Source organism: Endobacter medicaginis, assembly GCF_014192375.1.
In the GTDB taxonomy this organism is placed as follows: Bacteria; Pseudomonadota; Alphaproteobacteria; order Acetobacterales; family Acetobacteraceae; genus Endobacter; species Endobacter medicaginis.
The window spans coordinates 229,968-255,756 of record NZ_JACHXV010000001.1; the positions used below are offsets into that span (position 1 = coordinate 229,968).

The 25,789-nt window shown below is 69.3% G+C and carries 21 protein-coding genes; 12 read left to right on the top strand and 9 right to left on the bottom strand.

The window, feature by feature from the left end:
- Positions 1-15: 15 nt before the first annotated feature.
- A complete protein-coding gene (locus tag FHR90_RS01080) occupies positions 16-1,296 on the top strand; it encodes an MFS transporter (protein WP_183274604.1) in 1,281 nt (426 codons plus the stop codon).
- Between the two features lie 20 nt (positions 1,297-1,316).
- Positions 1,317-2,066 carry a glycine betaine ABC transporter substrate-binding protein gene (locus FHR90_RS01085; protein ID WP_183274605.1) on the top strand — a complete coding sequence of 250 codons (750 nt, stop codon included), beginning with the start codon at positions 1,317-1,319 and terminating at the stop codon, positions 2,064-2,066.
- 51 nt (positions 2,067-2,117) lie between these two features.
- Here FHR90_RS01085 and FHR90_RS01090 read toward each other — a convergent pair whose 3' ends face one another.
- The gene (locus FHR90_RS01090; RefSeq protein ID WP_183274606.1) at positions 2,118-3,266 is read right to left on the bottom strand and encodes an MFS transporter; all 1,149 of its coding nucleotides are present in this window, start codon (positions 3,264-3,266) and stop codon (positions 2,118-2,120) included.
- A gap of 44 nt (positions 3,267-3,310) precedes the next feature.
- On the opposite strand from FHR90_RS01090, the gene FHR90_RS01095 reads away from it, so the two are divergent.
- Positions 3,311-4,678, top strand: a complete 1,368-nt coding sequence (locus FHR90_RS01095) for an HdeD family acid-resistance protein (protein WP_183274607.1) — start codon at positions 3,311-3,313, stop codon at positions 4,676-4,678.
- Positions 4,679-4,682: 4 nt separating this feature from the next.
- Here FHR90_RS01095 and FHR90_RS01100 read toward each other — a convergent pair whose 3' ends face one another.
- From FHR90_RS01100 to FHR90_RS01125, 6 genes are all read right to left on the bottom strand, one after another.
- The gene (locus FHR90_RS01100; protein WP_176622035.1) at positions 4,683-9,566 is read right to left on the bottom strand and encodes a beta strand repeat-containing protein; all 4,884 of its coding nucleotides are present in this window, start codon (positions 9,564-9,566) and stop codon (positions 4,683-4,685) included.
- 117 nt (positions 9,567-9,683) lie between these two features.
- Complete coding sequence (locus FHR90_RS01105) at positions 9,684-11,063, bottom strand: sensor histidine kinase (protein WP_176622036.1); 1,380 nt, start codon at positions 11,061-11,063, stop codon at positions 9,684-9,686.
- Positions 11,060-11,725 carry a response regulator transcription factor gene (locus FHR90_RS01110; protein WP_246329940.1) on the bottom strand — a complete coding sequence of 222 codons (666 nt, stop codon included), beginning with the start codon at positions 11,723-11,725 and terminating at the stop codon, positions 11,060-11,062. Before FHR90_RS01110 ends, FHR90_RS01105 begins: the two co-directional genes overlap by 4 nt.
- A 62-nt stretch (positions 11,726-11,787) precedes the next feature.
- Positions 11,788-12,519, bottom strand: coding sequence for a hypothetical protein (locus FHR90_RS01115; protein ID WP_176622038.1), 732 nt, complete (start codon positions 12,517-12,519; stop codon positions 11,788-11,790).
- Positions 12,520-12,563: 44 nt separating this feature from the next.
- Positions 12,564-12,782, bottom strand: coding sequence for a hypothetical protein (locus tag FHR90_RS01120; protein WP_176622039.1), 219 nt, complete (start codon positions 12,780-12,782; stop codon positions 12,564-12,566).
- A 128-nt stretch (positions 12,783-12,910) separates the two neighbouring features.
- Complete coding sequence (locus tag FHR90_RS01125) at positions 12,911-14,050, bottom strand: DUF3443 family protein (RefSeq protein ID WP_176622040.1); 1,140 nt, start codon at positions 14,048-14,050, stop codon at positions 12,911-12,913.
- Positions 14,051-14,353: 303 nt separating this feature from the next.
- Here FHR90_RS01125 and FHR90_RS01130 point away from each other — a divergent pair, with 303 nt between their 5' ends.
- Positions 14,354-15,250: a class I SAM-dependent methyltransferase gene (locus FHR90_RS01130; protein ID WP_176622041.1), complete on the top strand. Its 897-nt coding sequence runs from the start codon at positions 14,354-14,356 to the stop codon at positions 15,248-15,250.
- Positions 15,251-15,295: 45 nt separating this feature from the next.
- On the opposite strand, the gene FHR90_RS01135 is transcribed toward FHR90_RS01130, so the two are convergent.
- Complete coding sequence (locus FHR90_RS01135; protein WP_176622042.1) at positions 15,296-16,126, bottom strand: helix-turn-helix domain-containing protein; 831 nt, start codon at positions 16,124-16,126, stop codon at positions 15,296-15,298.
- A 102-nt stretch (positions 16,127-16,228) separates the two neighbouring features.
- Here FHR90_RS01135 and FHR90_RS01140 point away from each other — a divergent pair, with 102 nt between their 5' ends.
- The 7 genes from FHR90_RS01140 to FHR90_RS01170 all read left to right on the top strand — a co-directional run bounded on the left by FHR90_RS01140 (position 16,229) and on the right by FHR90_RS01170 (position 24,156).
- Positions 16,229-17,815, top strand: a complete 1,587-nt coding sequence (locus FHR90_RS01140) for an FAD-dependent oxidoreductase (protein ID WP_183274608.1) — start codon at positions 16,229-16,231, stop codon at positions 17,813-17,815.
- 57 nt (positions 17,816-17,872) lie between these two features.
- Positions 17,873-18,841 carry an ACP S-malonyltransferase gene (gene fabD / locus FHR90_RS01145; RefSeq protein ID WP_183274609.1) on the top strand — a complete coding sequence of 323 codons (969 nt, stop codon included), beginning with the start codon at positions 17,873-17,875 and terminating at the stop codon, positions 18,839-18,841.
- Between the two features lie 69 nt (positions 18,842-18,910).
- Positions 18,911-19,648, top strand: a complete 738-nt coding sequence (gene fabG / locus FHR90_RS01150) for a 3-oxoacyl-[acyl-carrier-protein] reductase (protein WP_183274610.1) — start codon at positions 18,911-18,913, stop codon at positions 19,646-19,648.
- 191 nt (positions 19,649-19,839) lie between these two features.
- Positions 19,840-20,079, top strand: a complete 240-nt coding sequence (locus tag FHR90_RS01155) for an acyl carrier protein (RefSeq protein ID WP_138325421.1) — start codon at positions 19,840-19,842, stop codon at positions 20,077-20,079.
- A 61-nt stretch (positions 20,080-20,140) separates the two neighbouring features.
- The gene (gene fabF / locus FHR90_RS01160; protein ID WP_176625079.1) at positions 20,141-21,424 is read left to right on the top strand and encodes a beta-ketoacyl-ACP synthase II; all 1,284 of its coding nucleotides are present in this window, start codon (positions 20,141-20,143) and stop codon (positions 21,422-21,424) included.
- A 190-nt stretch (positions 21,425-21,614) separates the two neighbouring features.
- Positions 21,615-22,718 (top strand): endolytic transglycosylase MltG, encoded by a 1,104-nt coding sequence (gene mltG / locus FHR90_RS01165; protein WP_266152616.1) that lies wholly within the window; start codon positions 21,615-21,617, stop codon positions 22,716-22,718.
- A gap of 52 nt (positions 22,719-22,770) precedes the next feature.
- Positions 22,771-24,156, top strand: coding sequence for an L-serine ammonia-lyase (locus tag FHR90_RS01170; protein ID WP_266152615.1), 1,386 nt, complete (start codon positions 22,771-22,773; stop codon positions 24,154-24,156).
- A 62-nt stretch (positions 24,157-24,218) separates the two neighbouring features.
- Here FHR90_RS01170 and FHR90_RS01175 read toward each other — a convergent pair whose 3' ends face one another.
- Positions 24,219-25,019, bottom strand: a complete 801-nt coding sequence (locus FHR90_RS01175) for an SDR family NAD(P)-dependent oxidoreductase (protein ID WP_183274611.1) — start codon at positions 25,017-25,019, stop codon at positions 24,219-24,221.
- Between the two features lie 81 nt (positions 25,020-25,100).
- Here FHR90_RS01175 and gmk point away from each other — a divergent pair, with 81 nt between their 5' ends.
- On the top strand, positions 25,101-25,772 hold the full coding sequence (gmk, locus tag FHR90_RS01180; RefSeq protein ID WP_176625778.1) for a guanylate kinase: 672 nt from the start codon (positions 25,101-25,103) through the stop codon (positions 25,770-25,772).
- Positions 25,773-25,789: the final 17 nt, after the last annotated feature.

Genomic DNA, 25,789 nt, shown 5'->3' on the forward strand with positions numbered 1-25,789 from the left:
CTTGGGAGACGTGGCATGCATACCAGGCTCTCGCCCGCCTCGCTGCGCCGTGGCCGTGTGGTGGCCCTGTCGCTGCTGGTCGCGGCCGGATGCGTCAATTATCTCGACCGTTCGGCCCTCTCGATCGCCAACAGCGCGATCCGCGACGAATTCGGCCTGTCGCTGGCGCAGATGGGGCTGCTGCTGTCGGTCTTCGCCATCGCCTACGGGCTCGCACAGATCCCGGTCGGCCTGCTGATCGACCGGTTCGGGCCGCGTCGCGCGCTCGGCGCGGGGATGGCGCTGTGGTCGGCGGCGCAATGTGCCGCGGCGGGGGTGGGCGGCTTCGTCTCCTTCGCCGTCGCGCGGGCCGCCCTCGGGATCGGCGAGGCGCCGATGTATCTCGCCGGCACCAAGGTCTGCACTGAGTGGTATCCGCCGCGCGAGCGCGCCTGGCCGATCGGGCTGTTCAACGCCTCCTCCGCGCTTGGCCCGGCGGTCGCGCCGCCGTTGCTCACCGCGTTGCTGATCGGTGCCGGCTGGCGGTGGATGTTCGCCTGTCTCGGGCTGGCCGGGTTCGCGCTGCTCGTCGCATGGCTGGCGTTCTACCGCGACCCGCCGCTTCCGGAGGCGGCCAGGCCGGTCGTCCGTGCCTCGGGGAAGCGGCTGCGCGGGCTGCTGGGCGATCCGGTGTCATGGTGCATGGGGTTGGGCTTTCTCGGCATCGTCTACCTGACCTGGCTGTATGCGACCTGGCTGCCGGACTATCTCGCCCGGGTCAGGCATCTCTCCATCGCCCAGGTCGGCATCTGGGCCGCGGTGCCGCAGGGTTGCGGGTTCCTCGGCGCGTTGGCCGGCGGCGCGGTTTCGCAGGCGCTGGCGCGGCGCGGCCTCGCCCCGGTGCGGGCCTGCGCGCTGCCGGTTGCGGTCGCGATGGCGCTCACCGCCGCCTGCACGCTGGGTGCGGCACTTGTCGGTGGCACTGCCTCGGCGATCGCGCTGATCTGTGTGGCCCTGTTCGGCGCCAATCTGGCCTCGTCGAGCGGCTGGGCGCTGGCCTCGGTCGCCACCGACGACGACAGTGTCGCTACCCTGGAGGCGATCCAGAATCTCGGCGGCTCGCTCGGGGGCGCGCTGGCACCGGCGCTGACCGGCTGGCTGGCGCAGGCGAGCGGCTCGTTCACCCCACCTCTGGCGCTGGCGAGCGCCGTCGCCCTGGCCAGCGCCGCGCTCTACGGGTTCGGCATTCGCCGCGCGATCGAGGTGCCGGGCTTGTCAATGTCGCCGGCATCGGGGCACATCCCGCCCGCGCAGTGAACGAAGGCGGATGGATTACGATGGACGAGCTGGTGATCGGTCACCCCGAGCCCTCCTTTCAGGCGGCGGTGGCGGCGGCCGTGGCACGGGTGCTGGACGCGCACGGCATCGAGGCCGAATTCGCCGCAGCACCTATGGCCACCCTGCTCGACGATCTCGTCGCCGGCCGCATCGACATGATCGCCTCCGTCTGGAGCGGACAGGATGGCGCGGCGATCGCGGCGCTCGGCGGTCAGGTGGAGATGCTCGGCGCGCTGTATCAGCCGCAGCCGATGTGGTGCGTGCAGCAAGGCGCACCCGCGCAGACCCTCGACGACCTGCTGCGCCCCGAGATCCGTGATGCGCTGGGTGGCGTGGTGATCGATCCGGGCCCGTCGGCGCCGGTTGCGGTGCGCGAGATCTTCGACGCGATGGGGCTCGGCGCCGCCGGCTGGCGGCTGCTCGGCGGCGGGCTGTCGGATCTCGATGCAGCCTGCGCGGCGAAAGCCGGTCATGTGCTGCCGCTGTGGAGCCCCAGCGCCTGGACGCACGGGCCGGACGCGCTGCGCGCACTGGCCGATCCGCTTGGCCGCCTCGGCGGCCCGCAGGAGGCGCGGCTGCTGGTGCGCGCCGGCTGGGAGGCGGACCCCGACCTGATCGACGAGCTGTCGGAACTGCCGCTGTCCAACCGCATCATCGGCGCGATGGACCGGCTGATGCGCGACGAGGGCGCGACGGCCGAAGCCGCCGCCGAGGCCTGGCAGCGGGGGCGGCTGTCGCAACGGCTGTGACGCGGCCGGCCTGCCCCTGGCCGGGGATTCTCTCTCGCGCGCGTCGCCGCCTCACCCGGGCGGTGTTGTGCGACGGGCGCCGATAGCGATGGCGAAGACCAGACAGGCGATCGCGCAGAACATCGGCAGGCCGTGCTGCCAGCTCCGTGACAGCAGCCCGACGGCGAGCGGTCCGAGCAGCGCGCCCACTCCCCAGAACAGTCCCATCGCGCCATAGATGCCGATCAGCGTTGTGTCGGAATACCGCTCGCCGATCTCCGCCAGCATGCAGGTGTAGATGCCGACGAAGACCCCGCCCCAGACGAAGACCAGCGCAAAGGCGAGGGGAGGCGTTCGCAGCAGCACCGGCCAGGCGAAAGCGCCGGCCGAAGCCGCCAGGCTGAGACCGACGATCAGCCGGCGGCGGTCGAGCCGGTCGGCAAGCCAGCCGATCGGCAGCTGCAGGACGATCGCGCCGATCATCATCGCCGACAGCAACCGTGTGCCGTCCACCTTGCTCCAGCCCAGCCGCGTGGCATAAAGAGCCAGGAATGACAGCCCGGCCGTCTCGACCGCGGCGTTCAGCACGGTGGTGCCCATCGCCAGCGGCGACAGCCGCATGTAATGCGGCAGGCTGCGCGGCGGGGAGTGGTCGCGGGCGTTCGCCCCGGCGCGGGTGGCACCCATCAGCAGGGCCGCGGCCAGCACCGCCGAGGCCGCCCCGGCGATGAACGCCCGCCCCGGCGTGGCCTCGAGGAACGACAGCAGCGCCGGCCCGGCGGCGAAGCCGATCGACAGCACCGCCGTGTAGGTGGCCATCACCCGGCCACGCGCATGGCTGGGACTGAGCTCGCTTGCCCAGCTTTCGGTCAGCACGAAGATCATCTCCGCCGCGATGCCCAGGCCGAGCCGCAGCACGAACCAGGTCCACAGCGCGCCGTGCATCAGCGCGGCGAACAGCACGAAGATCGCAGCCGTCGCAGCCAGCGCGCCAAGAACCAGCCGCTGGCGGCCGCCACGCGCGCTCAGCCAGGGCAGCACCGGGGCGACGAGCAGCACGCCGAGCGCATGCATGGCGGCGTTCGCGCCCACCATGCCGGGCCCGGCGCCGCGCGCCTCGAGCTGCAACGCGATCAGCGGGCCCGACAGGCTGTAGCTGAGGCCGAACACCGCGGCGATGGCGATGACCACGGCCAGGGTCGATGATGTCGTGGACGGCATCCTGTGTTATGATGCCGCCGGAAGGTATTTTGATAGTCCCATAAATGATCCAGTTGATTCTGCTCTTTCTCGGTGCGGAGATCATCAGGCGGCGCTGGCGCAGCCTGTGTGCCGCCGGGATTGTCTGGCTGCTGTTCGGCATCGCCCTGTGCGTCGACGCGCTCGACGGAACGATGTGGGTCAGGCCTGCCTATTTCGGCATCGCGATGATCCTCGAAGGGCTCGTCACCTTCCTTGCGGCCCTCGGCAGCAACGGCACCGCGAGACGCATGCGGCTGGCCTATGGCGGGGTGATCGTCGGCGTCGGGCTGCTGATGATCGATGCGCCGTGGCACAATGATCTGGCGATCGCGCTGGTGGCGGGGCTGGCGCTGGTGGCCGACGGCGTGTGGCGTTTCGCCTCCGCCTGGGTGGTGCGCTTTCCCGGCTGGCGGCTGGCGATCGCCAATGCGGTGTTCGAGCTGCTGCTGGCGGTCGTGGCCCTCGAGCCGTGGCCGACCTGGTACAAGGGCGAGGTCGGTACGCTGGCCGGCATCCTGTTCATCGTCTCCGGCGTCAACCTGGTCCGGATCGCCCTGCAACTGCGTACGCTGCCCGCCGGAACGCCGCTGGGTACCGTCTTCAACCGCGGCCGCGCCCGGCTGATGCTCGAGCCGATCATGCCCGCGGTACCCGAAGCGGGCAGCGAAACCGACGACACTACGGCGGCCGGGCTGACGGTCTATGTCTGGACGCCAACGGAAGGCGTGCGTGTGCCGGTCTACCAGTCGGTGACGCGCTACATCGCCGCCCGCGACGAGGACGGGGTGATCTCGACCGGACATGCGGCGCTGGGTCTGGATGGCGATCTCTACATCAGCCACTATCCGGCCGTCGAAATCGACCGCGACGCCGGCAATTTCGCCCAGGCGTTGCGCGCCACCACCGACAACGACGTCCCCGGCCGCTTCCTGCCCTCCTATGCGGAAGAGGCTGCCGGCTGGTGCGAGGCCTCGTTCCGCGTCACGTTCAAGGTCTTCGACGCGCACAGGCTGCGCGCCTTCTGGCAGGCCTACCGGCAGGACTCGACCTACAACCTGACCAACCGCAACTGCTCCAGCGCGGTCGCCAATGCGCTGGAGGTCTCCGTCGAGGGCGTCCTGGACCGTCACCGCAACGCGGTCCCGTCGGTCGGCAAGATGCTGCTCAGCCCCGAACTGTGGATGGCGGGCCTGATCCGGCAGCGGGCGATGACCATGACCTGGACGCCGGGGCTGGTGCTCGACTATGCCCGCGCCCTCAACGCGACCCTGTCGCCGCCGCTGCAGCCATGGTGGGTGCGGCTGCGCGACATGTTCAAGGCAATCTCGCGACAGTACCGCCGTGGTCATGGCCATCCCGGCTCCGGGATGGCCACGCCGGTCGGACCCTGAGGCGTCAGCCCAGGAAACTCGTTGAGTTCAACGTGTCGACATTCGCGAAAACGACCTTGGTGCTGTCGGCGAGCGTGAGGGTGGTGCTGCCGTTGGCATGCGTCTGGCCGGCCAGCGCGGTCTGCAACGCCTGGCCGCCATAGCCGAGCAGCGCGACCCGGTTGCCCGCCGAGGTGCCGAAATCGGTAATGGTGATGGTGCTGGCAGTGCCGCCGGTACGAGCCTGCTCGAAGATGAAGGTGTTCGATCCCGCCCCTCCCGAGACGGTCGCCGACCCGGAGCCGATCACGAACGCGTCGTTGCCTGCGCCCCCGACCAGGCTGGCGCTGCCTGAACCGGTATAGAATGTTACCGCACCGGTTGCCGAGGCTGCCGAGATCGTCTCGCTGCCTGCACCGGCCGTGATCTGAGTGCCGGCGGCAGCGCCGGCATAGGCGATGACGGAGCCCGGGTTGCCGAAGATCGCCGCGGTTCCCGAGACACCGGCATTGATCTGGCTGGTGCCGTTGCCGCTGATGAAGGTGATCTTGTCTGCGCCGGTCTCCAGCAGGGCCAACTCGCCGGTGCCGCCATTGACGGTGACGTCGGCATTCACCGCCGAGATGGTGTCGCGGCCGGCGCCCGCCGTTACGGTTGATCGCCCGCTCAGCCAGTAGGTACCATCCGCTCCGGCCATGATGTCGGCGCTGGCGCCATCCTGGCCGACATAGGTGGTCGACGATCCGCCATCATAGAGCGTGGTCATGCCCTGGCCGCCGAACAGATCGGCCTGTGTGCCGATATTGACGATGGTCGCCGATCCGCTGCCCCCCGCGACGAGATCACCGCTGCCGCTGAGATAGACCTCGTCGTGGCCGGCGCCGAGTGTGACCACATTGCGGCCGGCGCCCGGGGAGATCACTGAACCGCCGCCCGCAGCGGTGATGACGTCGTCACCCGTCCCGGTCGCGACGGTCCAGTGGCCCGACAGGTCAGAGGCGCCGTCGAAGACGTTGTTGCCGCTGCGTGCGACGAACTGTCCGTCGCCCCCGGTCACATGAACCGTGGCCGAGCCGGCCGAGCGTTGCAGGGTCGCGGACCCCGTCCCGGAGAACTGCATCGCGCCGTCCGCGCTCGAGACCGAACTGTTGCCGGTGGTGATGTCGACCGTGTCGAGACCGCCACCGAGGATGACGGTGTCGCTGCCATTGGCGATGATCGTGTTGTCGCCCGAGAGGGTGGTGACGCTCGCATGGCTCTGGGCGAGCGTCGTCAGGCTCGCGCCGGTGAGGCCGTCGGTCACGGCCCCGATCGATCCTGTCGTGCTGACATCCCCCGAGGCGACCAGGGTCGTGGTGCCGGCCAGGTCGTGACCGTACAGGGTCCTGATCGAGGCGGCCTGCGACCAGATCTGGCGCCCGTCGGCCGAGAAGCCGGTGTGCTGCACCGCGACCGCGTTCGCATCGTATTGGTCGATGGTCCAGCCGCCATCGGCGCTGACGGTCTTTCGTGTGTAACCCTCGAGGATTCCGGCGGCGGAATAGCGCGCGGTGAGCGCGTTGGCGTCGGCACCCGTCAGGCCCAGCGTGATCTCGCTGCCGCTGTTGACGACAAGCAGCGTGGCTGCCGCCGACGTCGCACCGGCCCCGTTGGTCTCCGTGACCGCGAGGCTGGTCTGCCCCGAGGCCAGGGCGGTGGGCAGCGCGAGCGACCAGCGCGCGTCGCTGCCGACCGTCGTGCTCGCCAGCTTCGTCCCGCCGGTGATGAGGGTGATCGTGGTTCCCGGATCGCCACTGCCGCTCACGCGCAGGGCGGCGGGATCGATCGTGCGGGCCGGAGCGGTGGCCAGGTCGATTCGCGGCGCCGTCGGGACGCTGGCCGCGAACGAGACGCGGGTGCCCTGGCTATCGTTGTCGGAGTACAGAACGTCATAGATCGTGCCGAGTGTGCCGCCGTCCAGCGCCGCGCGGCCGCCGTCGGCGCCGACGGAGAACGCTCCCGTCAGCCCGGCGGCCAGATGCAGGGTCAGCGTCTGTCCCGCGCCGCCGATGCGCAGCGTGCCGCTGACCGGATCGTAGGACACGTGCGCTCCGGCGGCTGCGAGGTCGGTGACGTCGATGGCGTCGCCGTCACCAAAGCCGGTGATGGTCGTCCCGTCGAGATGGGCGCCGACATCCGCGACGAGATTGCTGCCGGTACCCATGCGGATCGTGGTCGTATCTTCGCCGGGGATGAACAGGTCGTCATGGGCGTCGCCGCGCAGGATCTCGCCATCGACGGAATTGCCTTCGATGAGGAACATTCCGTTCGGGTCGACGCGGAAGACGATGACATTGGCCGGATTGGCATACTGCCAGTAATTGGCGGTATGGATGCCGATCTCGTTCTCGTCGTCGGCCGACAGGTAGCTGGGCTGATAGCCGTTGTCGAGCACCGTTATCATGCCGTTGCGCTCGGGCTGGATGATGGTGAAGGAGTGCTCGCCGCCCGATTGCCAGCCGACGCGAACGATATCGCCGGCTTCGAGCAACGACCCCCAGCCGTCGGTTGCGGTGCCGTCCTGAGGTGCGGCGTAGGCGATGCGCCAGAAGCCACTGGCGTTGTCATTATCCGGGTTGGAGGAGCTCATCGCGCCGCCGAACGGCGCGCCGGCGGCCGCCGCGACCTGGGCAGCGATATGATAGCAGTCCTCGAGATTGGGGACGCCCTGGTAGATCGAACTGATCGCGTTCGCCGCGGCGACGATCGTGGCCGCGGTCGGCGGGGTGCTGGTCTGCACGAAGCGAGGATCAACGGTGCTGATCGCATAGCTCGTGTAGCCGGTGACGGTCGAACCCTGGGCCGACGACGGGAGCAGTACACTCGCTGTCGCATCGATTGCCGAGCCTGCGGTGAGCGTCGTGCTGGCCCAGTCGGACGCGGCGATGGTGCGGTAGGTGTCGGCCGGGATGGCCTGCCCGTTGATCGACCAGCTCGCGACCGTCGGATGGGCGAGGTCCCAGTAGGATGCCCAGGTCTGGTCCTGCATGGCGGCCGAGCGGACCACGACCTGCGTTACCCCCTGCAGGGCCTCAGCGCCGAACTGGTCGATCAGGATCTGCTGCAGCGTCTCGCTCTGCTGTGCTGCCAGCACGACCGGCCGTGCCAGACCGCTGACATTGACGACGTTGATGCCGCTCGCGGTATCGACGTCGGTGATGCGCGTGCCGCCCTGGCCGTCCGATGCAAGATGGAAATCGCGCGCGGCATAGGCGCCGGAGAAATGCAGGCTGCCGATGACACTGCCATCGGCGTTCTCGAGCGTGAGCTGCCCGGTCTGGGTGTTGAACGTCGAGCGCGCGGCCGTGACGCCGACATCGATCGCATCGTCGGTGCCGAATCCGTCGATGGTGGCATGGAATTTCGCGATGTCGTCGATGCGGACGGTGTTGCTGACATCCGACTTGGCGGACATGTCGATATGGAGCTGGTCGCCGACGGTGCCCCGGGCAATCAGCTGGCCGTTGAGCAGTGCGACCGTGCCGCTGCCGTCGAGGATTGCGCCGGCATCGACGATGAGTGTGCCGTCGACGCCGATCCGTGTGTTGGCGGTCGTCTCGCCGGCGGTGAGCTCGAGACTGGCGCCGCTCTCGACGATGACGGTCGAATCACTGTTCAGGGTGAGGCGGCCAGCGCTACTGTCGGTGTCGGGCTCGACATCGATGGCGAGCGTACTGTGCTGGGCATGGGCGAGCAACGCGCCGTTGAAACCCGTCTGGCCCCTGAGCACGAGATCGGGCCCTGACCCGGAGGCTGCCGTCCAGCTCTTGATGGTCAGGCCGGCGCCGAGCTGGCCGTCGCGGATATCAAGACCGCCCGAGCCGCTGAGAATGACGGTCTGGTTGTCGAGCATGTTGGGACCCGGCCCGTCGAGCGTGGCCGTGCCGCTCGAGATGATGGCGGTGTCGCCGATGTCCGGTATTCCACCGACGCCGCTGGAGTGCCATTGACCGGGGGCGTACCAATCCGCAGTCCCGCCGGCCCAGTCGAACTGATCGGCATAGACGAGGCTGGTGTTGCCGATGCCGTCGCGTACCAACGCGAGATTGGTGCTGTGCAACGTGTCGACGCCGCTCAGCGCGAAGGTGGCGAGAACCGCGCCGTCGGTGTCGGAATCCGCCCCGGTCAGCACGCGCACAACGCCCTGGTCGAGCCCGGTCTGCTTGATCGTGGTGGCCAGCGTCTGGGCGAAGGTGATCGAATCTCCCGCCTGGAACCCGGTGACCGAGGCGGCGAAGGTCTGGCTGTCGCCGAGCACCAGCTGCCCGGTACCGTCGGCGAACGCGATGGTGAGGTTCTTGGCGACCGGGCCGTTGAGGACCAGTGTGCCGCCTTGCGAGATCACGATCGTCGCCGGCCCGCTCAGCAACGTGTCGGCGCCGATCAGCAACGTGCCGCCGTCGACGGCGATCGTGCCGAGATCCTTGAGCCGGCCGCCGTCGATGGTGACATGCGCGCCATTGCTGACTTCGAACTGGCCGGTCAGCGTGGTCAGGGAACTGCCTGCGGCATCCGGCGACAGATGGACGTGCAGGAAGCCATTCGTGGCGTTTTCCTCGAAATCCCCGCCCAGCGTGACATTGCCGACGAGGTCGAGCTCGGCGGCCAGGGCACCGGCGGTTATCTGCTGGACGAAACCGCTGCCGAACACGACATCCGTCGCCTGCAGCACGGCCGGCCGGTCCGCATCGGTGGAGCCCAGATCGAGCGTCTCGGAATCCAGCACACCCCCGGCAAGGTCACTCCCCGCCAGGATCGCCTCGCCCCCGGCGAGATGCAGCACGTCCCCCGCCGATGGAGTGCCGGCCGGCCCCCAGCTGGTCGCATCCGTCCATGCGCCGAGTGCCACATTGAAGTTTCGTTCAGTCATTATTCTCTCCCGGGAGCCCGCACATTGTTGCGGCTTCAGACCAGCAATTCAGGATTGCAGCGTCACAGTTAAAAAGACGTGAAATTCAAAGCGGATTTTGACAGCGGCTCCGTCCGCTCAGCCGTCGTCGCTGCGAGGCAGGCGCACGTCGAACCTGCAGCCCTTGATCGTGTCGGTTTGCAGCACGATCGTTCCCCCGTGGCGCTGAACCAGCCGCTGCACGATCGCCAGTCCGAGCCCGGCACCATGACTGCTCGTGCGGTCCTGTCGCCAGAAGCGTTCAAAGATCCTGGGTTGGGAGGCCGGTGGAATGCCCGGCCCGTCATCAGTGACGCCCAGCGTCCCGTCGGGCTCGACGACGACGTCGATGCTCGTTCCCGGCCCGGTGTGCCGGATGGCGTTCTCGACCAGGTTGCGCAGGATCGCGAACAGATCGTCCTTCGGGATGGCCGCCGTGAGCCCCGCGTCGCCGAGGATCGAAAGGCCGAGATGCTGCTGCCTGCGCAGCGCGTCCGGCGCGAGGGTTGCCACCACCTGCTCGCACGCCTCGGCCAGATTCGTCCGGGCTCCGGGATCGAACTGTGTCTGTTCGAGCGCCGAGAGCTGAAGCAGCTGCGCGACGATGCGCGTCATGACGTCGATATCGGCGAGAATTCGCGCCTGCTCGGCCGTCTGCGGCAGCGTCTCGACGCGCAGCCGGAGCACGGCCAGCGGCGTGCGCAGTTCGTGCGCCGCGTCGGCGGTGAAATCCCGCTGAAGGTCATAGGCCAAACGCAGCGCGGCCACCGCGTCGTGATAGGCTTGCGCCAGCGGCCGGATCTCGTCCGGCAGCGCCTCGAGCCGCGCACGAAACGCCGTCTCGTCCTGCCGCGCCAGCCGGACATCCTCAGCCAGCCGCGCCGTCGGACGCAGCGTGGCGCGCATCACCAACAGGTCGACACTCAGCACCGCCGTCAGCAGCCCGATCGCCACCAGCGCGCTGTAGCCCGCGAAACGCTGCAGGATGTCGTCGAAGATCGTCGCCGGATCGGACAGATTCCAGGCCACCGAGACCCACAGGCGCTGTCCGTCGAGCGCGAACGGCCGCGTCAGTGTCGACAGCAGCAGCGACGCTGGCTGCAGCCGGGCATAGTTCGCCCGCGGGGTCCGCGGCAGCGCCGAGAGCGCCTGTGTCGCTGCATCCGCGCTTGCGAGCCGTATCGCGCCTGCCGTATCGCGGATGATGAAGCTGAACGCGTTGTGGCCGTCCCGCGATAGCGAGGTCTCGGCGTAATCGACGACGAGGTGACCGTCACGGTCGCTCAGGCCGCCGATGATGCTCTGTGCCTGGGTCTGCAGCGTCGCATGTTCGACGAGCCGGGAGCGCAGGTCCAGCAGCACGTCGATCGCCGCGGCGGTCAGCGCGACGGCCACCACCATCGCGATGGCGTGCGTGGTCAACATCCGCGCCTGCAGGCTTCTGCGGCGCGACGTCCGTGCGCGGAGGAAGCCGATCATGATGCCACCCCGCAGATCAGATAGCCGACGCCGCGCACGGTCTGGATGCTCACTCGCGCGGCGCCCTGTTCGAGGCGCTTGCGCAGACGGTGGACATAGACCTCGATGGCATTGGAGCCGAACTCGTCATCGAGCCCGAACATCTGCGCCTCGGCCGTCGCCTTGAGCACGACATGGTCCGGGCGGCGCAGCAGCAGCTCGAGCAACTGCGCCTCGCGCTGCGGCAGGATCTGCACGCCGCCGTCGATGGTGGCCTGCCGCGTCGCGGGATCGAAGCTGAGATTGGCGAGCGAGAGCTGGCGCGCGAGCAGGCCGCCGGGCCGCCGCAGGATCGCATCGATGCGGGCGCGCAGCTCCTCGAAGGCGAACGGCTTGGCGAGATAATCGTCCGCACCCAACTCCAGTCCGCGGACCCGGTCCGCGACCGCGGCCCGGGCCGTCAGCACCAGCACCGGCACGGCACGCTGCGCATGGCGCAGACGCCTCAGCACGTCGAGGCCACAGCCGTCCGGCAGTCCGAGATCGAGAATCACCAGCGCATAATCGCGCGTGAGCACCACGGCGGTGGCGTCCTCGCGTGTCTCGACGACGTCCACCTCGAAGCCGGCCTTGCGAAGCTGCTGCGCGAGCAGCTCCGAGAGTTCGGTGTTGTCTTCGACCATCAGTAGGCGCATCGGAACGGCCTTCGTCCTTGTCGGCGTGCGAATTGCGGCGCCCGTTGAGTTCAGTGGTCGGCCTGCAGGGCGTCGAGCAGCCTGGCGTCGGTCCGGCCGATCTCGCGCAGTGTGGCCACCGGCACCGCCACCGGGACCGCGCAGGCCGCCGTCGCATGGTCCTGCGCGGTGGGCTGGATCATCAGGGCGTGTCGTGACGCATCGGGCCAGACGGTGAAGCCATCCTCGACGGAGTCGAGGCAATCCTGCCGGTTGGCGGGGTCGATGTCCGGCAGCCGGGCCGGATACAGGGAACGATACAGAGACATCATGAATGCCGAGTGAACGAGGCCCAGCCTGCTGCCGCCGAGGCCCTGCACGATCTCGCCGGTCGCCGCGAAACGCGGCGGCAGCAGCCGCTGCCAATTCACCGGCGACCCCGTGGCGAGATCGTAGACATACGCCGAGGTTTCGGAATCCGGGTAGGCGCCCCCGCAGAAGCTGTCGTCCTGGGCGAGCACCGAGAAGAAGGTCGGTCCGGACATCGTGACGGCGATCGTGCGGGTCCAGCTGGCCTTGCCGCCTTCGGTGCCGGCCTGCTGCGCGCAGGCGGTGATCGCCGATTGCAGGTTGCGGCTGGCGTGATCGAAGGCCGTCCGGATGCGTGCATCGGCCGCCGCGTCCCCCGGCACGGCTGGAAAGGGTGCGACATGGCTGATCAGGGTTGGTGCCTCGGCTGCGGCGACGGCCGTGGGCGCACCGGCGAGGCCGGCGGCGAAGAGGGCGGTTCGGACGAGATGCATGACGACACTCCGGCGAGGAAGCGGTCTGGTCGGAAGGGTGGGATTCAGTGGCCGTGCGGCGGCCGCGGCTGGGCCGCGAGCATTGCCTGCTGGACGAACCCGGCCGCGAGACAGCCGCCCTGAAGCAGGCATTGCAGCATCCCCGCCGCTCCGGAGGCCTCCAGCATCGCCGAGACCAGTGGGCCCGCGAACGAGGCCGCAGCCCGCGCGCCGTTGCAGCATGCCGTCCATAGCGGGCCGAGACCCAAGGAGAATGTCGTCATCCGTCTGACCCCCATGCTCGCCGCTGCGGTGTGTCCGTCGGCGTCGCTGCATGATGGCGCGGCAGGCTTACAGCGGGCTTACAGTCGGTCTGCGGATCGCGAAAAATGAAGTCGCGGCGGGTCGATCGTCACGGCGAGGCGATCGCATAGAGCGGGCCGTCGAGGTCCGGGCGGCCGGGGACGGTCGCATCGCGATAGACGAGGTAGACGCGGCGCCCGAGGAAGAACGGAAATCCCCACACGAACAGGTCCTCGTGGCCGGGCGCGGCGGTCTGGACGGCGCTGGCGAACACGCCGCGCTCCGACGCCGCCGGGTAGGTGCCGGCCAGGAAGGGCAGATCGAGGCGAGCGCCATCCGCGCCGATCAGGGTGGCGCCGAGCCGGCGCGTCGGGCTCTGGCACACCGCGTAGCGGCTGTCTTCGCAATGCGGCAGGGCGGGGTCCGGCACGATCATGTATTGCGTGCCGCTGTCGAAATAGCTGTCGGCGTGCTCGACACCGCCATAGAGGGTGCGGAACCGCAGATCGGGCCCCAGCCTGATCGGCTGCGCGGCGCCCGGCGTGTTGTCGGACGAGGTGCCGACGCCGAAGATCAGCCGCCCCCGCACCGACGGCACGCCGCGCCGCGCCGGCATCGGCATGTCGAACACAACCCCGTTCGAATTGCTGGCAAAGCGACGCACCGGGTTGGGCAGGCGCAGCGAGTCCGGCACCGAACCCGCGGCCGCCGCGCAGCCGGACGGCGTGCAGACGAAGTAGCGCGGGTGCGTGGCACTCTGGATGCAACTGCCGTCGCAATCGGTGGAGCGCATGCCGATGCCGAGCGTGCCGTTGGAGGTCGGATGCGCACCGGCCGGGCAGCTCTCGGGCCGCTTCAACTCGTCGCCGACGAGCTGAACCGGGATGTCGCGCGCTTCCATGCCGCCGAGACGGACATCGGCGCGGTAGAGCCCGCCCCAGGCGGCATTGCCGGTGAAGTGCAGACATTCCGCCATCGCCCGACCGTCGCCCTCACGGGCCAGCGGCAGGCCCAGTCCGGGCGGGACCGTGCCGGGCTGCAGACGCAGGCCGACGGAGCCGGTGTCGACCATGATGTGGTCGATGGTCGCGCAACGTGCGCCGCCGGGCGCACACAGCGTGACACTGACGGTCAGGCGGTTGAAGCCGGTGATCGGCGTTTCCGCGGTCAGCGCGACGACATTGGGCTGCGCGCGCGCGACGTGTGCCAGCAGGACGATGGACAGGAGGAATGTAACAAAATGGCGCATGGCGCGACCCTAATACCTCGTTACGGTATTGAACAGATACAATTTGGGGTTGTGCGTGCCAGAGATCTGCCGGTGTGCCCAGCAGGCGCCGCCCCCCACAGGTCGATGGCGAGTCGCGGCAGGACCGCCATCGGGATCGATGCGGCGCGTGCTTTTCCTGGCGGCGGCGCGGTAGACCGCCGTCCTCAGCAGACGGCCGCGCATGCTTTCCCCGCTCGTTGCCCGGCCCATGCCGGGCGGCGACGTTCTTGCGTTTTGTCAAGGATCGGGCAGAATGACCCTGTCGCAGTCGAGACCACGCGCATGTTCATCTCTGCCGGCGCCGAGGCGCTGCATCAGAAATTCCGCGACCGCAGCGACGAAAGTTGGCTCGACATTCTCGTCACGTCCCTGCGCACGCCGCAGATCGACGGCGTCGAGATGCCGGGCTTTCCCGAGGAGAGTTTCCAGCGCGCCCTGCATGGCCATGCCAACGAGGTGTCGCTGCATGAGGCGCACTCGTTCTTCCGTGAGGTGAAGGCCTACGCGCAGTATGCCGGCCATCCGGTCGCACCGCATCGCACGCTGCTGGATTTCGGCTGCGGCTGGGGGCGGGTGCTGCGGCTGTTCATGAAGGACATCGAGCCGGGCAATCTCTACGGCGCGGACTCCACCTCGCGCTTCCTGATGGAGGCGCGGCGCTGCAACCCGGCGCTGTCCTTCCTCGCCTGCGGCCAGGCGCCGGGGCTGATCCTGAAGGAGGCGAGCCTCGATTATGTGGTGTCGTGGTCGGTGTTCAGCCATCTCGACGAATATCTCGCCACCCGCTGGGTGGAGGAGTTCTGGCGCCTGCTCAAGCCCGGCGGCCTGGTATTCCTGACCACGCAGAGCCGCCGCTTCATCGGCTTCTGCGCCGAGCAGAGGGTGAAGCGCGCGTCGGGCATCAAGCTTGAACATGGCTGGCACGAGGCCTGCGCCGACAGCTTCACCGACGAGGCGGGTGCGAACTCGCGCTTCGAGGCGGGCGAGTTCCTGCATGCCGCCTCGGTCGCCGCCCCGCACCCGCAATCGCATTACGGCGAGGCGATCATCCCGCGCGGTTATGTGGTGAAGCACTGGAGCCGGCTGTTCCGGCTGGTGACCTATATGGACAACCCGGTGCGCCTGCCGCAGGTGCTGATCGTGTTGCAGAAGCCGCTCATCGAGGGCGCGCGCATCTGACGGGGCCGCCTTGGCCGGCCCCCGCCTCGTTCGAGATCGCCATCATCACGCAATGACCCGGTGCGCCTTTCGCCAGCGTCCGGGTGCCACGCCGGTGCGGCGGCGGAACGCTTCCGTGAAATGGCTCTGGCTGCAGAAGCCGGTCTCGAGGGCAATGTCGACAAGGGTCCTGCCGGAGCCGAGCATCAGCTCCTTCGCGCGGTCGATGCGTCGGTCCATGAACCAGGCATAGGGGGCCAGGCCGGTGTAACGGGCGAAGCGGCGGGAGAATTCGTCCACCGGCAGCCCGGCGAAGCAGGCCCATTCGTCGAGGTCGATCCCGCGGCCCAACCGTTGCTCGGCGAAGCGGGCGACCGACGCGAATGCCTCCGCGTCCAGGCCCCTGCCGGCGGGAGCCGCATGTAGCTCCCCATCCAGCATCAGCGCCATGATCGTTGCTGACAGCCCATCGATCAGCGCCTGACGCCGCGCCGGACCCACTCCATGCGCCAGTTTAAGCAGTGGTAGCAGTCGGCGGATCGCGTCCTGGCCCGCCAGCAGCGGTCGCAGATCCGGACAGCGCCCTGAGGCGACCTCCATGCCGTGACGGGTGGCATGGTCGCGCAGCAGCGGACCGGGGACCGACAGCAGCATCTCGTCGAATCCGCCCGGCGTGCTGAGCGCGGCGGTCTCGCCGGGCTGGACGATCCGCACCGTGCCCGGCCCGACCTCGCCATCGAAGATCGCGCCGCACTCGCCCTCCAGCCGCACCTGCCCGCCGCGCAGGGGCAGGGCGAAGAGGAAGGCGTCGGCGTCGTTACAGACCGGCTGAGGCGTACGGCACCCCGCCAGGCGGCGGTAGGTCAGCCCCGGATCGACCAAGTCTAGCGCGATCATCCCCCCCCCGGAAACGTGAAATCCTGCGAGATCACGAAAGAACGCTCCGCTGGCGGCCAGTTACACAGGCGGCCCCATCACATCGAGCGGAGGCGATGGCCTGTGAGTGATCCGATCCTGATCGTCGGTGCCGGTCCGACCGGGCTGACGGCGGCCCTCGAACTGAGCCGGTTCGGCGTGCCCGTGCGGCTGGTCGACCAGGCCGAGGGGCCGGCCACCACTTCGCGCGCGCTCGGCATCCAGGCGCGAACGATGGAACTGCTCGAGCAGCGCGGACTGGTCGACGAGATCCTGCGTCTGGGCAATCCGGCCGGGTTCGGCAGCATCTATGGCGACGGCAAGCGTCTGGTGCGGATCGATTTCTCAACCGTGCGCAGTCGCTATGCCTATCTGATGAACCTCTCGCAGGCGGAGACCGAACGCATCCTGCGCGAGGCGGTCGCGGCCGCGGGCGTGGCGATCGAGTGGCGCACGCGGCTGGTCGGCATCGCTCAGGATTCGCTCTCGCACGACGCCGACAAGGTCACCGCGACGCTGGAGAGGCCCGACGGCACGCTGGAGCTGGCGCATGCGCCATGGCTGATCAGCGGCGAAGGTGCGCACAGCCTGGTGCGGACCACGCTGGGGATGAGTTTCGCAGGCGAGACCAACCCGCGCCACTACATGCTCGGCGATGTGCGCGTCGATGGCGACCTCGCGGCGACCGATTTCCACATCTTTGGCTCGGCAGAAGGGTTCATGGCGCTGTTTCCGCTCGCGCCGGGGCATTTCCGGCTGATCGCCGACAATCCACCCAAGCGCGATGATGGTGATGGTGGGCACGAGGGCGCGCCGGATCTGGCCGAGATCCAGCAGATCTACGACCAACGTTCGGCGATCCCGGCGCGATTCCACGACATGAGTTGGTCGAGCTGGTTCCGCATCAACAGCCGCATGGTCGATCGCCTGGCCGTCGGGCGGATGTTCGTCGGCGGCGACGCGGCCCATATCCACGCCCCGGCCGGTGCGCAGGGAATGAACACCGGCATGCAGGACATGATCAATCTGTGCTGGAAGCTGGCCCTCGTCGAGCGGGGACAGGCGTCGGTGGGCCTGCTCGACAGCTACGGTGCCGAGCGGCTGCCGGTGATCCGCGGCGTGCTGGGCAAGACGGAAACCATCACCTCGCTGATCGGCACCGAGGCGCCGGTCGGACGCATGATTATCGACCATGTCGCGCCGCTGATCGGCGGGTTGCGGGCGGTGCAGTCCAACACCGCCAATCACATGGCGCAGATCGAATATGGCTACGGGCACAGCGCGCTGTCGGAGAACCACGGCGCCAAGGGCAGCGTCTCCGCCGGGGATCGGGTGCCGGAGCTGACCGTGCGCGTGCCGGGCGCCGGGGGTGCGGTCTCGCGGCTGCTGCCGCTGCTCGACCCGAGCGGGTTCACGCTGCTGGTCGCACAGGATGGCGACGACGCGACGATCGACCCGGCGCTGGCGTCTGCGTTGGGCGGGGTGGCCCTGCGGGTCGTCGCCCTGGCCGCCGCGAGCGGCGAGGAGGACGCCTATCGCCACGTGCTGGGCGGCAGGGGATGCGTGTTCCTGATCCGCCCGGACGGGTACGTGGCCCTCGCTGCCTCGGCCAGAGCCGCCCCCGACGCGCTGCGCGGCTGGTTCGACAGATGGCTTCGGCCGGGCGGTTGACAATCGCCGCCCGCGAGGCTCATGCACCGCGTTTTCCGATCGGAGGCCGCGCGAACCATGCCGGTGCATGCTTTCATCTTTCCCGGCCAGGGTAGCCAGGCGCTCGGCATGGGCCGCGACCTTGCCGAAGCGTTCGCGGCGGCGCGCGAGGTGTTCGAGGAAGTCGATGACGCGCTCGGCGAACGCCTGACCCGGGTGATGTGGGGCGAGGATGCCGAGGCATTGACGCTGACCGCCAATGCGCAGCCGGCGCTGATGGCGGTGTCGCTGGCGAGCCTGCGGGTGCTGGAGGCGGAGGGCGGCTTCCGGCTCGCCGATCGTGCCGTTCTGGTCGCCGGGCACTCGCTGGGCGAGTATTCGGCGCTGGCGGCGGCAGGCGCGTTCGGCATCGCGCAGGCGGCGCGTCTGCTGCGGGTCCGCGGCGAGGCGATGCAGGCGGCGGTCGCACCCGGGATCGGCGCGATGGCGGCCCTGCTCGGGGTGGAGCTCGAGGCGGCCGGCGAGATCTGCGCCGAGGCGGCGAAGGTGCCGGACGAGGCGGGTGGTGGCAGCGAGCTGGTGTCGGTCGCCAACGACAATGGCGGCGGGCAGGTGGTGATTTCCGGTCTGCGTGGCGCGGTGGAACGGGCGATCGCGATCGCCAAGGCCCGCGGCGTCAAGCGCGCCGTGCTGCTGCCCGTCTCCGCACCGTTTCATTGCGCGCTGATGGCGCCGGCCGCCGAGGCGATGGAGGCGGCGCTGGACTCGAGCCCGCCGGTCGCACCGAAGGTGCCGCTGATCGCCAACGTGACGGCGCAGCGCGTGCAGGAGCCCGGAGAGATCGCCGATCTGCTGGTGCGACAGGTGACCGGAGCGGTGCGCTGGCGTGAGAGCCTGCTGGCGGCCGGTGCGATCGGCGTCGACAGCTTCGTCGAGCTCGGCTCGGGCAAGGTTCTCTCCGGCCTGGTGCGCCGCGTGCTGCCCGACGCACAGGCGCTGGCTGCCGGCACCCCCACCGAAATCGAATCCCTCCTTAAGGCTCTTTAAAAACCGCAGGTCCAGGAGGCCGAGCCTCCTGGCGGGGTCCGGGGCAGCGCCCCGGGAAAGGAAACGTCCATGTTCGATCTGACCGGCAAGGTCGCCCTCGTCACCGGCGCCTCCGGCGGCATCGGTGCCGCCATCGCCACCGCCCTGCACGCGCAGGGCGCCGCCGTGGTGCTGTCCGGCACCCGCCGCGATGCGCTGGACGCACTGGCCGCGACGCTTGGCGAGCGCGCCCATGTCTGCCCGGCCGACCTGTCCGACCCGGCCGCCCCCGATGCGCTGGTGGCCGCCGCCGAGTCGGCGGCCGGCCCGATCGACATCCTGGTCAACAATGCCGGGCTGACCCGTGACGGCCTTGCGCTGCGGATGAAGGACGAGGACTGGGCGCGCGTGCTGGAGGTCGATCTGGCAGCGCCGTTCCGTCTGTCGCGCTCGGTGCTCAAGGGCATGCTGCGGCGGCGGTCGGGGCGGATCGTGTCGATCGCCTCGGTGGTGGGGGTCACCGGCAATGCCGGTCAGGCGAATTATTCCGCGGCCAAGGCCGGGCTGATCGGGATGAGCAAGTCGCTCGGCCAGGAGGTCGGCTCGCGCGGCATCACCGTCAATGTGGTGGCCCCCGGCTTCATCACCACGGCGATGACCGACGTGCTGCCCGACGCGCAGAAGGAAGCGCTGACGAAATCCATTCCGCTCGGCCGGATCGGCGCGCCGGAGGATGTCGCTGCGGCTGTGGTCTATCTCGCCTCGGACGAGGCGGCGTGGGTCACGGGGGTGACGCTGCACGTCAATGGCGGCATGGCGATGATTTGAGGCCCGTTGCAACAAGGCCGCACTCTTGTAGGGTGCGCTGCGATCACCTTGGCGGCGTTGCGGGAACCGTGCTAAGCGCCCGCCACTTCGTGAAGGACCGTTGTTTGGGTCCAGCCTGCGCCTCTCAACCGGCCAGGACGGGTATCAGAGTTCGAAACGCCGGCAGACACGGCAGACAGGAAGCAGATCAGATGAGCGAGATCGCCGACAAGGTTAAGAAGATCGTCGTGGAGCACCTCGGCGTCGAGGAAAGCAAGGTCACCCCGGAAGCCTCGTTCATCGACGATCTGGGCGCCGACAGCCTCGACACCGTCGAGCTGGTGATGGCCTTCGAGGAAGCCTTCGGCGTCGAGATCCCGGAGGATGCCGCCGAGAAGATCAGCACCGTGAAGGACGCGATCGACTACATCGAGAAGCAGAAGGCCGCCTGAGCGGCCCAGGGCTTTCCGGTACCAGTCGCGGGCGGACGAGACGATGAACAGCTACACTCCCATGGGCATGCACCCCGGCCGCTTCGACGGGCGGCGCGTGGTGGTCACCGGCATGGGCATCGCCTCGCCGCTCGGAATCGGCGTCGAGCACGTCTGGAAGCGGCTGGTCGGCGGCGAGAGCGGCATCGGGCCGATCACCGCCTTCGACCCGCGCAACCTGCCCACGCATGTCGCGGGACAGGTGCCGGACGGTCCGACGGCTGAGGGTGGGCTGACCCTCGATGACTGGGTCCCGCCCAAGGAACAGAAGAAGATGGACCGGTTCATCCATCTCGCTTTGGTCGCTGCGGCCGAGGCGGTGGAGGATTCCGGCTGGGTGCCGCAGACCGACGAGGATCGCTGGCAGACCGGCGTGATGATCGGTTCGGGCATCGGCGGGCTGTCGCGCATTGCCGACGCCTCGCTCACGGTCGCCAACGGCAATGCGCGCCGGCTGTCGCCGTTCTTCATTCCGGCCGCGCTGATCAACCTCGCTTCCGGGCATGTCTCGATCCGATATGGCTTTAAGGGGCCGAACCATTCCGCGGTCACCGCCTGTGCTACCGGCGTGCACGCGATCGGCGATGCCGCCCGGCTGATCCAGCTCGGCGATGCCGAGGTGATGGTGGCCGGAGGTGCGGAAGGGGCGGTGTGCGAGCTCGGCATCGCCGGCTTCAATGCGGCCCGCGCGCTGTCGACCGAATTCAATGCCACCCCGCAGCGCGCCTCGCGCCCCTGGGACCGCGATCGCGACGGGTTCGTGATGGGTGAGGGCGCCGGCGTGGTGGTGCTCGAGGAACTCGGGCATGCGAAGGCGCGCGGTGCGAAGATCTATGGCGAGGTGATCGGCTACGGCATGTCGGGCGATGCGCATCACATCACCGCCCCTGCCGATGGCCATGAAGGTGCCTATCGCGCCATGAGATCGGCCCTGCGCAGTGCCGGGGTCACACCTGCCGACATCCGCTATGTCAATGCCCACGGCACCTCGACCATGGCCGACGATCTCGAGCTTGAGGCCGTCGAACGTCTGTTCGGCGACGATGCGAAGGGTCTGGCGATGTCGTCGACCAAGTCGGCGATCGGACATCTGCTGGGGGCGGCCGGCGCGGTGGAGGCGATCTTCTCCATCCTGGCGATCCGCGACAATGTGGCCCCGCCGACGCTCAATCTCGACAACCCGGCGCGCGACAGCATCATCGACCGGGTGGCGCACACCGCCCAGGATCGCCCGATCGATGTTGCGCTGTCCAACAGCTTCGGCTTCGGCGGCACCAACGCGTCGCTCATCGTTCGCCGGTTCTGAAACCCTGCAGGTGGCTGCGCCTGGAACGGCCATCCGACACGTGTCTGCCGCGTCTCGCTGCTCACGACCCTGAAGGTCGCGCCGCTGCGAGGCTGGCAGACGCGCGCCATCTGACCAATCCAGATACACCCACCCCCATGGTTTACGGTCGCGTATGAAACTGTCCCGGCGAATTGCGGTGCTGCTGGTCGTGACCCTCCTGTTCGCGACCGCGAGCGCTACCGTGCTGTGGTACGGCGCGCGGCAGTACGACGCGCCGGGTCCGCTGAACGCGCCGGCGCAGGTGGTGGTGCCGCATGGCGGCAGCGCGGCGGTTGCCGGGGTGCTGGCGCAGCAGGGCGTCATCAGGAGCCGGCTGCTGTTTCGTGCCACGGTGCTCGGCACCTGGGGGCAGGGGCAGCTGCACGCGGCCGAGCTGGCCTTTCCCGCCCATGCCTCGCTGCGCCAGGTGCTCGAAATCCTGCGCCACGCCAAGCCCGTGCAACACGAGTTGACGATACCGGAAGGCTTCACCGCCGCCCAGATCGCCGCCCTGCTCGACAACGATCCGCTGCTGGCGGGATCGCTGACGCCGCCCGCCGAGGGCAGCGTGCTGCCGCAGACCTATGCCTATGAGCGCGGCAGCACGCGCGCGGCTCTGCTGGCGCGGATGCAGGCGGCGATGACGAAGACGCTCAGCGAGGTCTGGACCAGCCGCGACCCGTCGCTGGGTTTGTCGGACGCGCAGGCGCTGCTCACACTCGCCAGCATCGTCGAGCGCGAGACCGGGGTGGGCGAGGAGCGTGCGCGCGTCGCCGGGGTGTTCCTCAACCGGCTGCGTCAATCCATGCGCCTGCAGTCCGATCCCACCGTCGCTTATGGCATCACGCATGGCACGCGGCCGCTGGCGACGCTGAGCCGGGCGGATCTGGCGACCGACAGCCCCTACAACACCTATCTGGTCGCCGGCCTGCCGCCCGGGCCGATCTGCAGCCCCGGTCTTGCTGCGCTGACCGCGACGGCGCATCCCGCCCCCGGTCCGGCACTGTATTTCGTCGCCACCGGCACCGGCGGCCACGCCTTCGCCGACACGCTGCCGGAGCATGAGGCCAATGTTGCGCGCTATCGCGCGGTGATGGCGGCGAAATCGGGGGGTGCCGAGGTGCCGATTCCGTCGCAGGGGCTGCTGGGCTCCGATGGTGCGGATGCGGTGCCGCCGGGGGCCGCGCCGGCGCTGCCGCCGTTCCAGAAAGGGGTGGCCCCGCCCGTCACCCGCGCGCCGCCGCACCCGCATCACCGCCGTCACCCGCACTGAGGCCGGACCGGGACGGTTGCGCCGCGGCCGCTCCGCGTAGGACGATGCGCAGGTGCTGAGCGTCACCGACCTGTTCTCCATCGGCATCGGCCCATCGAGCTCGCATACGGTCGGGCCGATGCGGGCCGCCTGTGCCTTCGCGGCCTTTGCCATCGCCGAGGCTGCCGGTCGTGCGGTCGTGCGGGTGACCTGCACGCTGCATGGCTCGCTGTCGCTGACCGGGCGCGGCCACGCCACCGACCGTGCCGTGCAGCTCGGGCTGATGGGCTGGATGCCCGACGCGATCGACCCCGACGCGATCGGCGCCCTGCTGGACGGGCTGGCGCAGACCCGGCGCATGGCGCTGGGCGGACGGATCGGGGTGGATTTCGAGCCGGCGCGCGACGTGGTCTTCGCGCCCGATTTCGATCCCGGCCATGCCAACACGATGCGCTTCGCCGCCGTCTTCGATGACGGCGCGGGTTGCACGCAAACCTGGTATTCGGTGGGAGGTGGCGAGATCCGCGCCGCCGATGCCGGCGCTGCGGACGGCGCCAATGTTGCCGTCCCGTATCCGTTCGAGACCGCAGGCGAGTTGCTGGCGCAGGCCGGCGCGGCCGGGCTCGACATCGCCGCGTTGGTGGCGGCCAACGAGGCCGCCCGGCGTGATCCTGCCGAGACCGGGGCGTTTCTCGATTCGGTGCATGCGGCGATGTCGGCCTGTATTGATCGCGGCTGTCGCACGGGCGGTGAACTGCCGGGAGGCCTGTCGGTCCGCCGCCGCGCCCCCAGTCTCGAGGCGGCGCTGGTCGCCGAGAGCGGCGATCCCGCACTCGCCGCCCGCCACATGATGGAATGGGTCAGCCTGTGGGCGCTGGCGGTCAACGAGGAGAATGCCGCGGGCGGGCGGGTGGTGACCGCGCCGACCAACGGCGCGGCCGGCGTGCTGCCGGCGGTGCTGCGGTTCTACGAGCGCACCACGCCGGGTGCGGATCGCGCCGGCGTGCATCGCTTTCTGCTTACCGCCTCGGCGATCGGCATGCTCTACAAGCTGCGCGCCTCGGTCTCGGCCGCACATCTGGGCTGTCAGGCCGAGGTGGGGGTGGCGTGCTCGATGGCGGCTGGCGCGCTGTGTGCAGTGCTGGGCGGCAGCAATGCGCAGGTCGAGAACGCCGCCGAGATCGGCATGGAACACAATCTCGGCCTGACCTGCGACCCGATCGGCGGCCTGGTGCAGATCCCGTGCATCGAGCGCAACACGATGGGTGCGATCAAGGCGATCAACGCCGCCTGGCTGGCGCTGCGCGGCGATGGGCAGCACGTGGTGTCGCTCGATGCGGTGATCGAGACCATGCGCCAGACCGGCGAGGATATGGGCAGCCGCTACAAGGAGACGTCGCTGGCCGGGCTGGCGGTGAATGTCGGGGTGAAAGTGCCGGTGAACATCGTGGAATGCTGACGCGTCGGTATCAAACGGATAAAAGTCTTCTTGCTTCTTTTTCTTCAGAAAAAGAAGATTTATTACTTGCTTCCCTTCCTCGTCACCCGTTCCTGCCACTGCGGCGGCAGCAGATCCACCGCCCGTCCCGCCGCGGCCAGCCAGCGCGGAAACACCACCCGTCGCCGGTCCGAGGCGAGGCCAGCCAGCACCAGACGGGCGGCGCGGTCGGCGTCCATCAGCCCCGGCATCGGGAAGCGGTTGCGCGCCGTCATCGGGCTGCGGATGAAGCCCGGGCAGACCGAGCACAGCCGCACGCCCTGCCGTGCCCAGGCGCCGGCCTGCGCCACCACCCAGGAATCAAGCGCCGCCTTGCTCGCCGCATAGCTTGGCGCGACCGGTGCCGGCAGGAAGGCGGAGATCGAGGCGATGGCGGCGATGCTGCCGCGTAGCCCGCCGGGTCCGGGCGCCTGCGCACGCATCAGCTCGAGGGCGGGGAGGATGGTGTTGAGCGCACCGGCGAGATTGGTGTCGAAGATGGCGCGGGTCTGGGCTGCCGGCTCGATGCCGTCACGGCCGACGCCGCCGGAGATGCCGGCATTGGCGATCACCAGGTCGATCCGGCCGGCCTGCGTGATCCAGCTGGCGGTCGCGTCGCGATCGATGAGCTCGATCGCGTGCGCGTGAACCTCGGCGCCGAGCCGGCGGCAGGTCGCGGCAACGGTGTCGAGACGTGCGGTGTCGCGCCCGCCCAGATGCAGGGTTGCACCCGGCCGGGCGAGCGCTTCGGCGAGGGCGGCGCCGAGCCCGCTCGAGGCGCCGGTGATGAGGGCGCTCACCGGCCCGGCACCCGGGAGGTGGCCGTTGCGATCGATCCGTGGCATGTGTGTTCTCCACTGGCGAGGGTGTCGAGTCTAGCGCGGGGCGACCGTGACGGGCAGACCCAGGGCGGGAGAGGGGTGGGGATGACTGTGGCGGGCCGCGATCGCCCGGGCGTGCACCGCCAGCTTCCGCCGGCCGGCCACGGACGGCGCGGCGTCCTGCTGGTGATCGCAGCGCCCTCCGGTGCGGGCAAGAGCACGATCGCCAACGCGCTGCGCGCCAGCGAGCCCGAGCTCCAGCATTCGGTGAGTGTGACGACGCGCGCCCCCCGTCCGGGCGAGGCCGATGGCGTGCATTATCATTTCCGCAGCAAGGCCGAGTTCGACGCCATGGCCGCCGGCGGCGAGCTGCTGGAATGGGCGGAGGTGTTCGGCCGCGGCTATGGCACGCCGCGCGCGCCGGTGGAGGCGGTGCTGGCCTCGGGGCGCGACATGGTGTTCGACATCGACTGGCAGGGGCACCGGCAGATGCGCGCGGCGATGCCCGGAGATGTGGTCGGGCTGTTCATCCTGCCGCCCTCGCTCGACATCCTCGAACAGCGGCTGCGCGGGCGCGAATCCGACAGCGAGGACGAGATCGCCCGGCGCATGCAGCAGGCGCGCGACGAGATCTCGCACTACGACGAGTTCGATCACGTGCTGGTCAACGATCAGCTCGACCGGGCGATCGGCCAGGCCCGCTCGGTGCTGCATGCGGCGAGGCTTGCGGTCGCGCGTCAGCCCGGGCCGGACGGCATGATCCGGGGCTGGCGCTGAACGCGCCCGATGCTGCC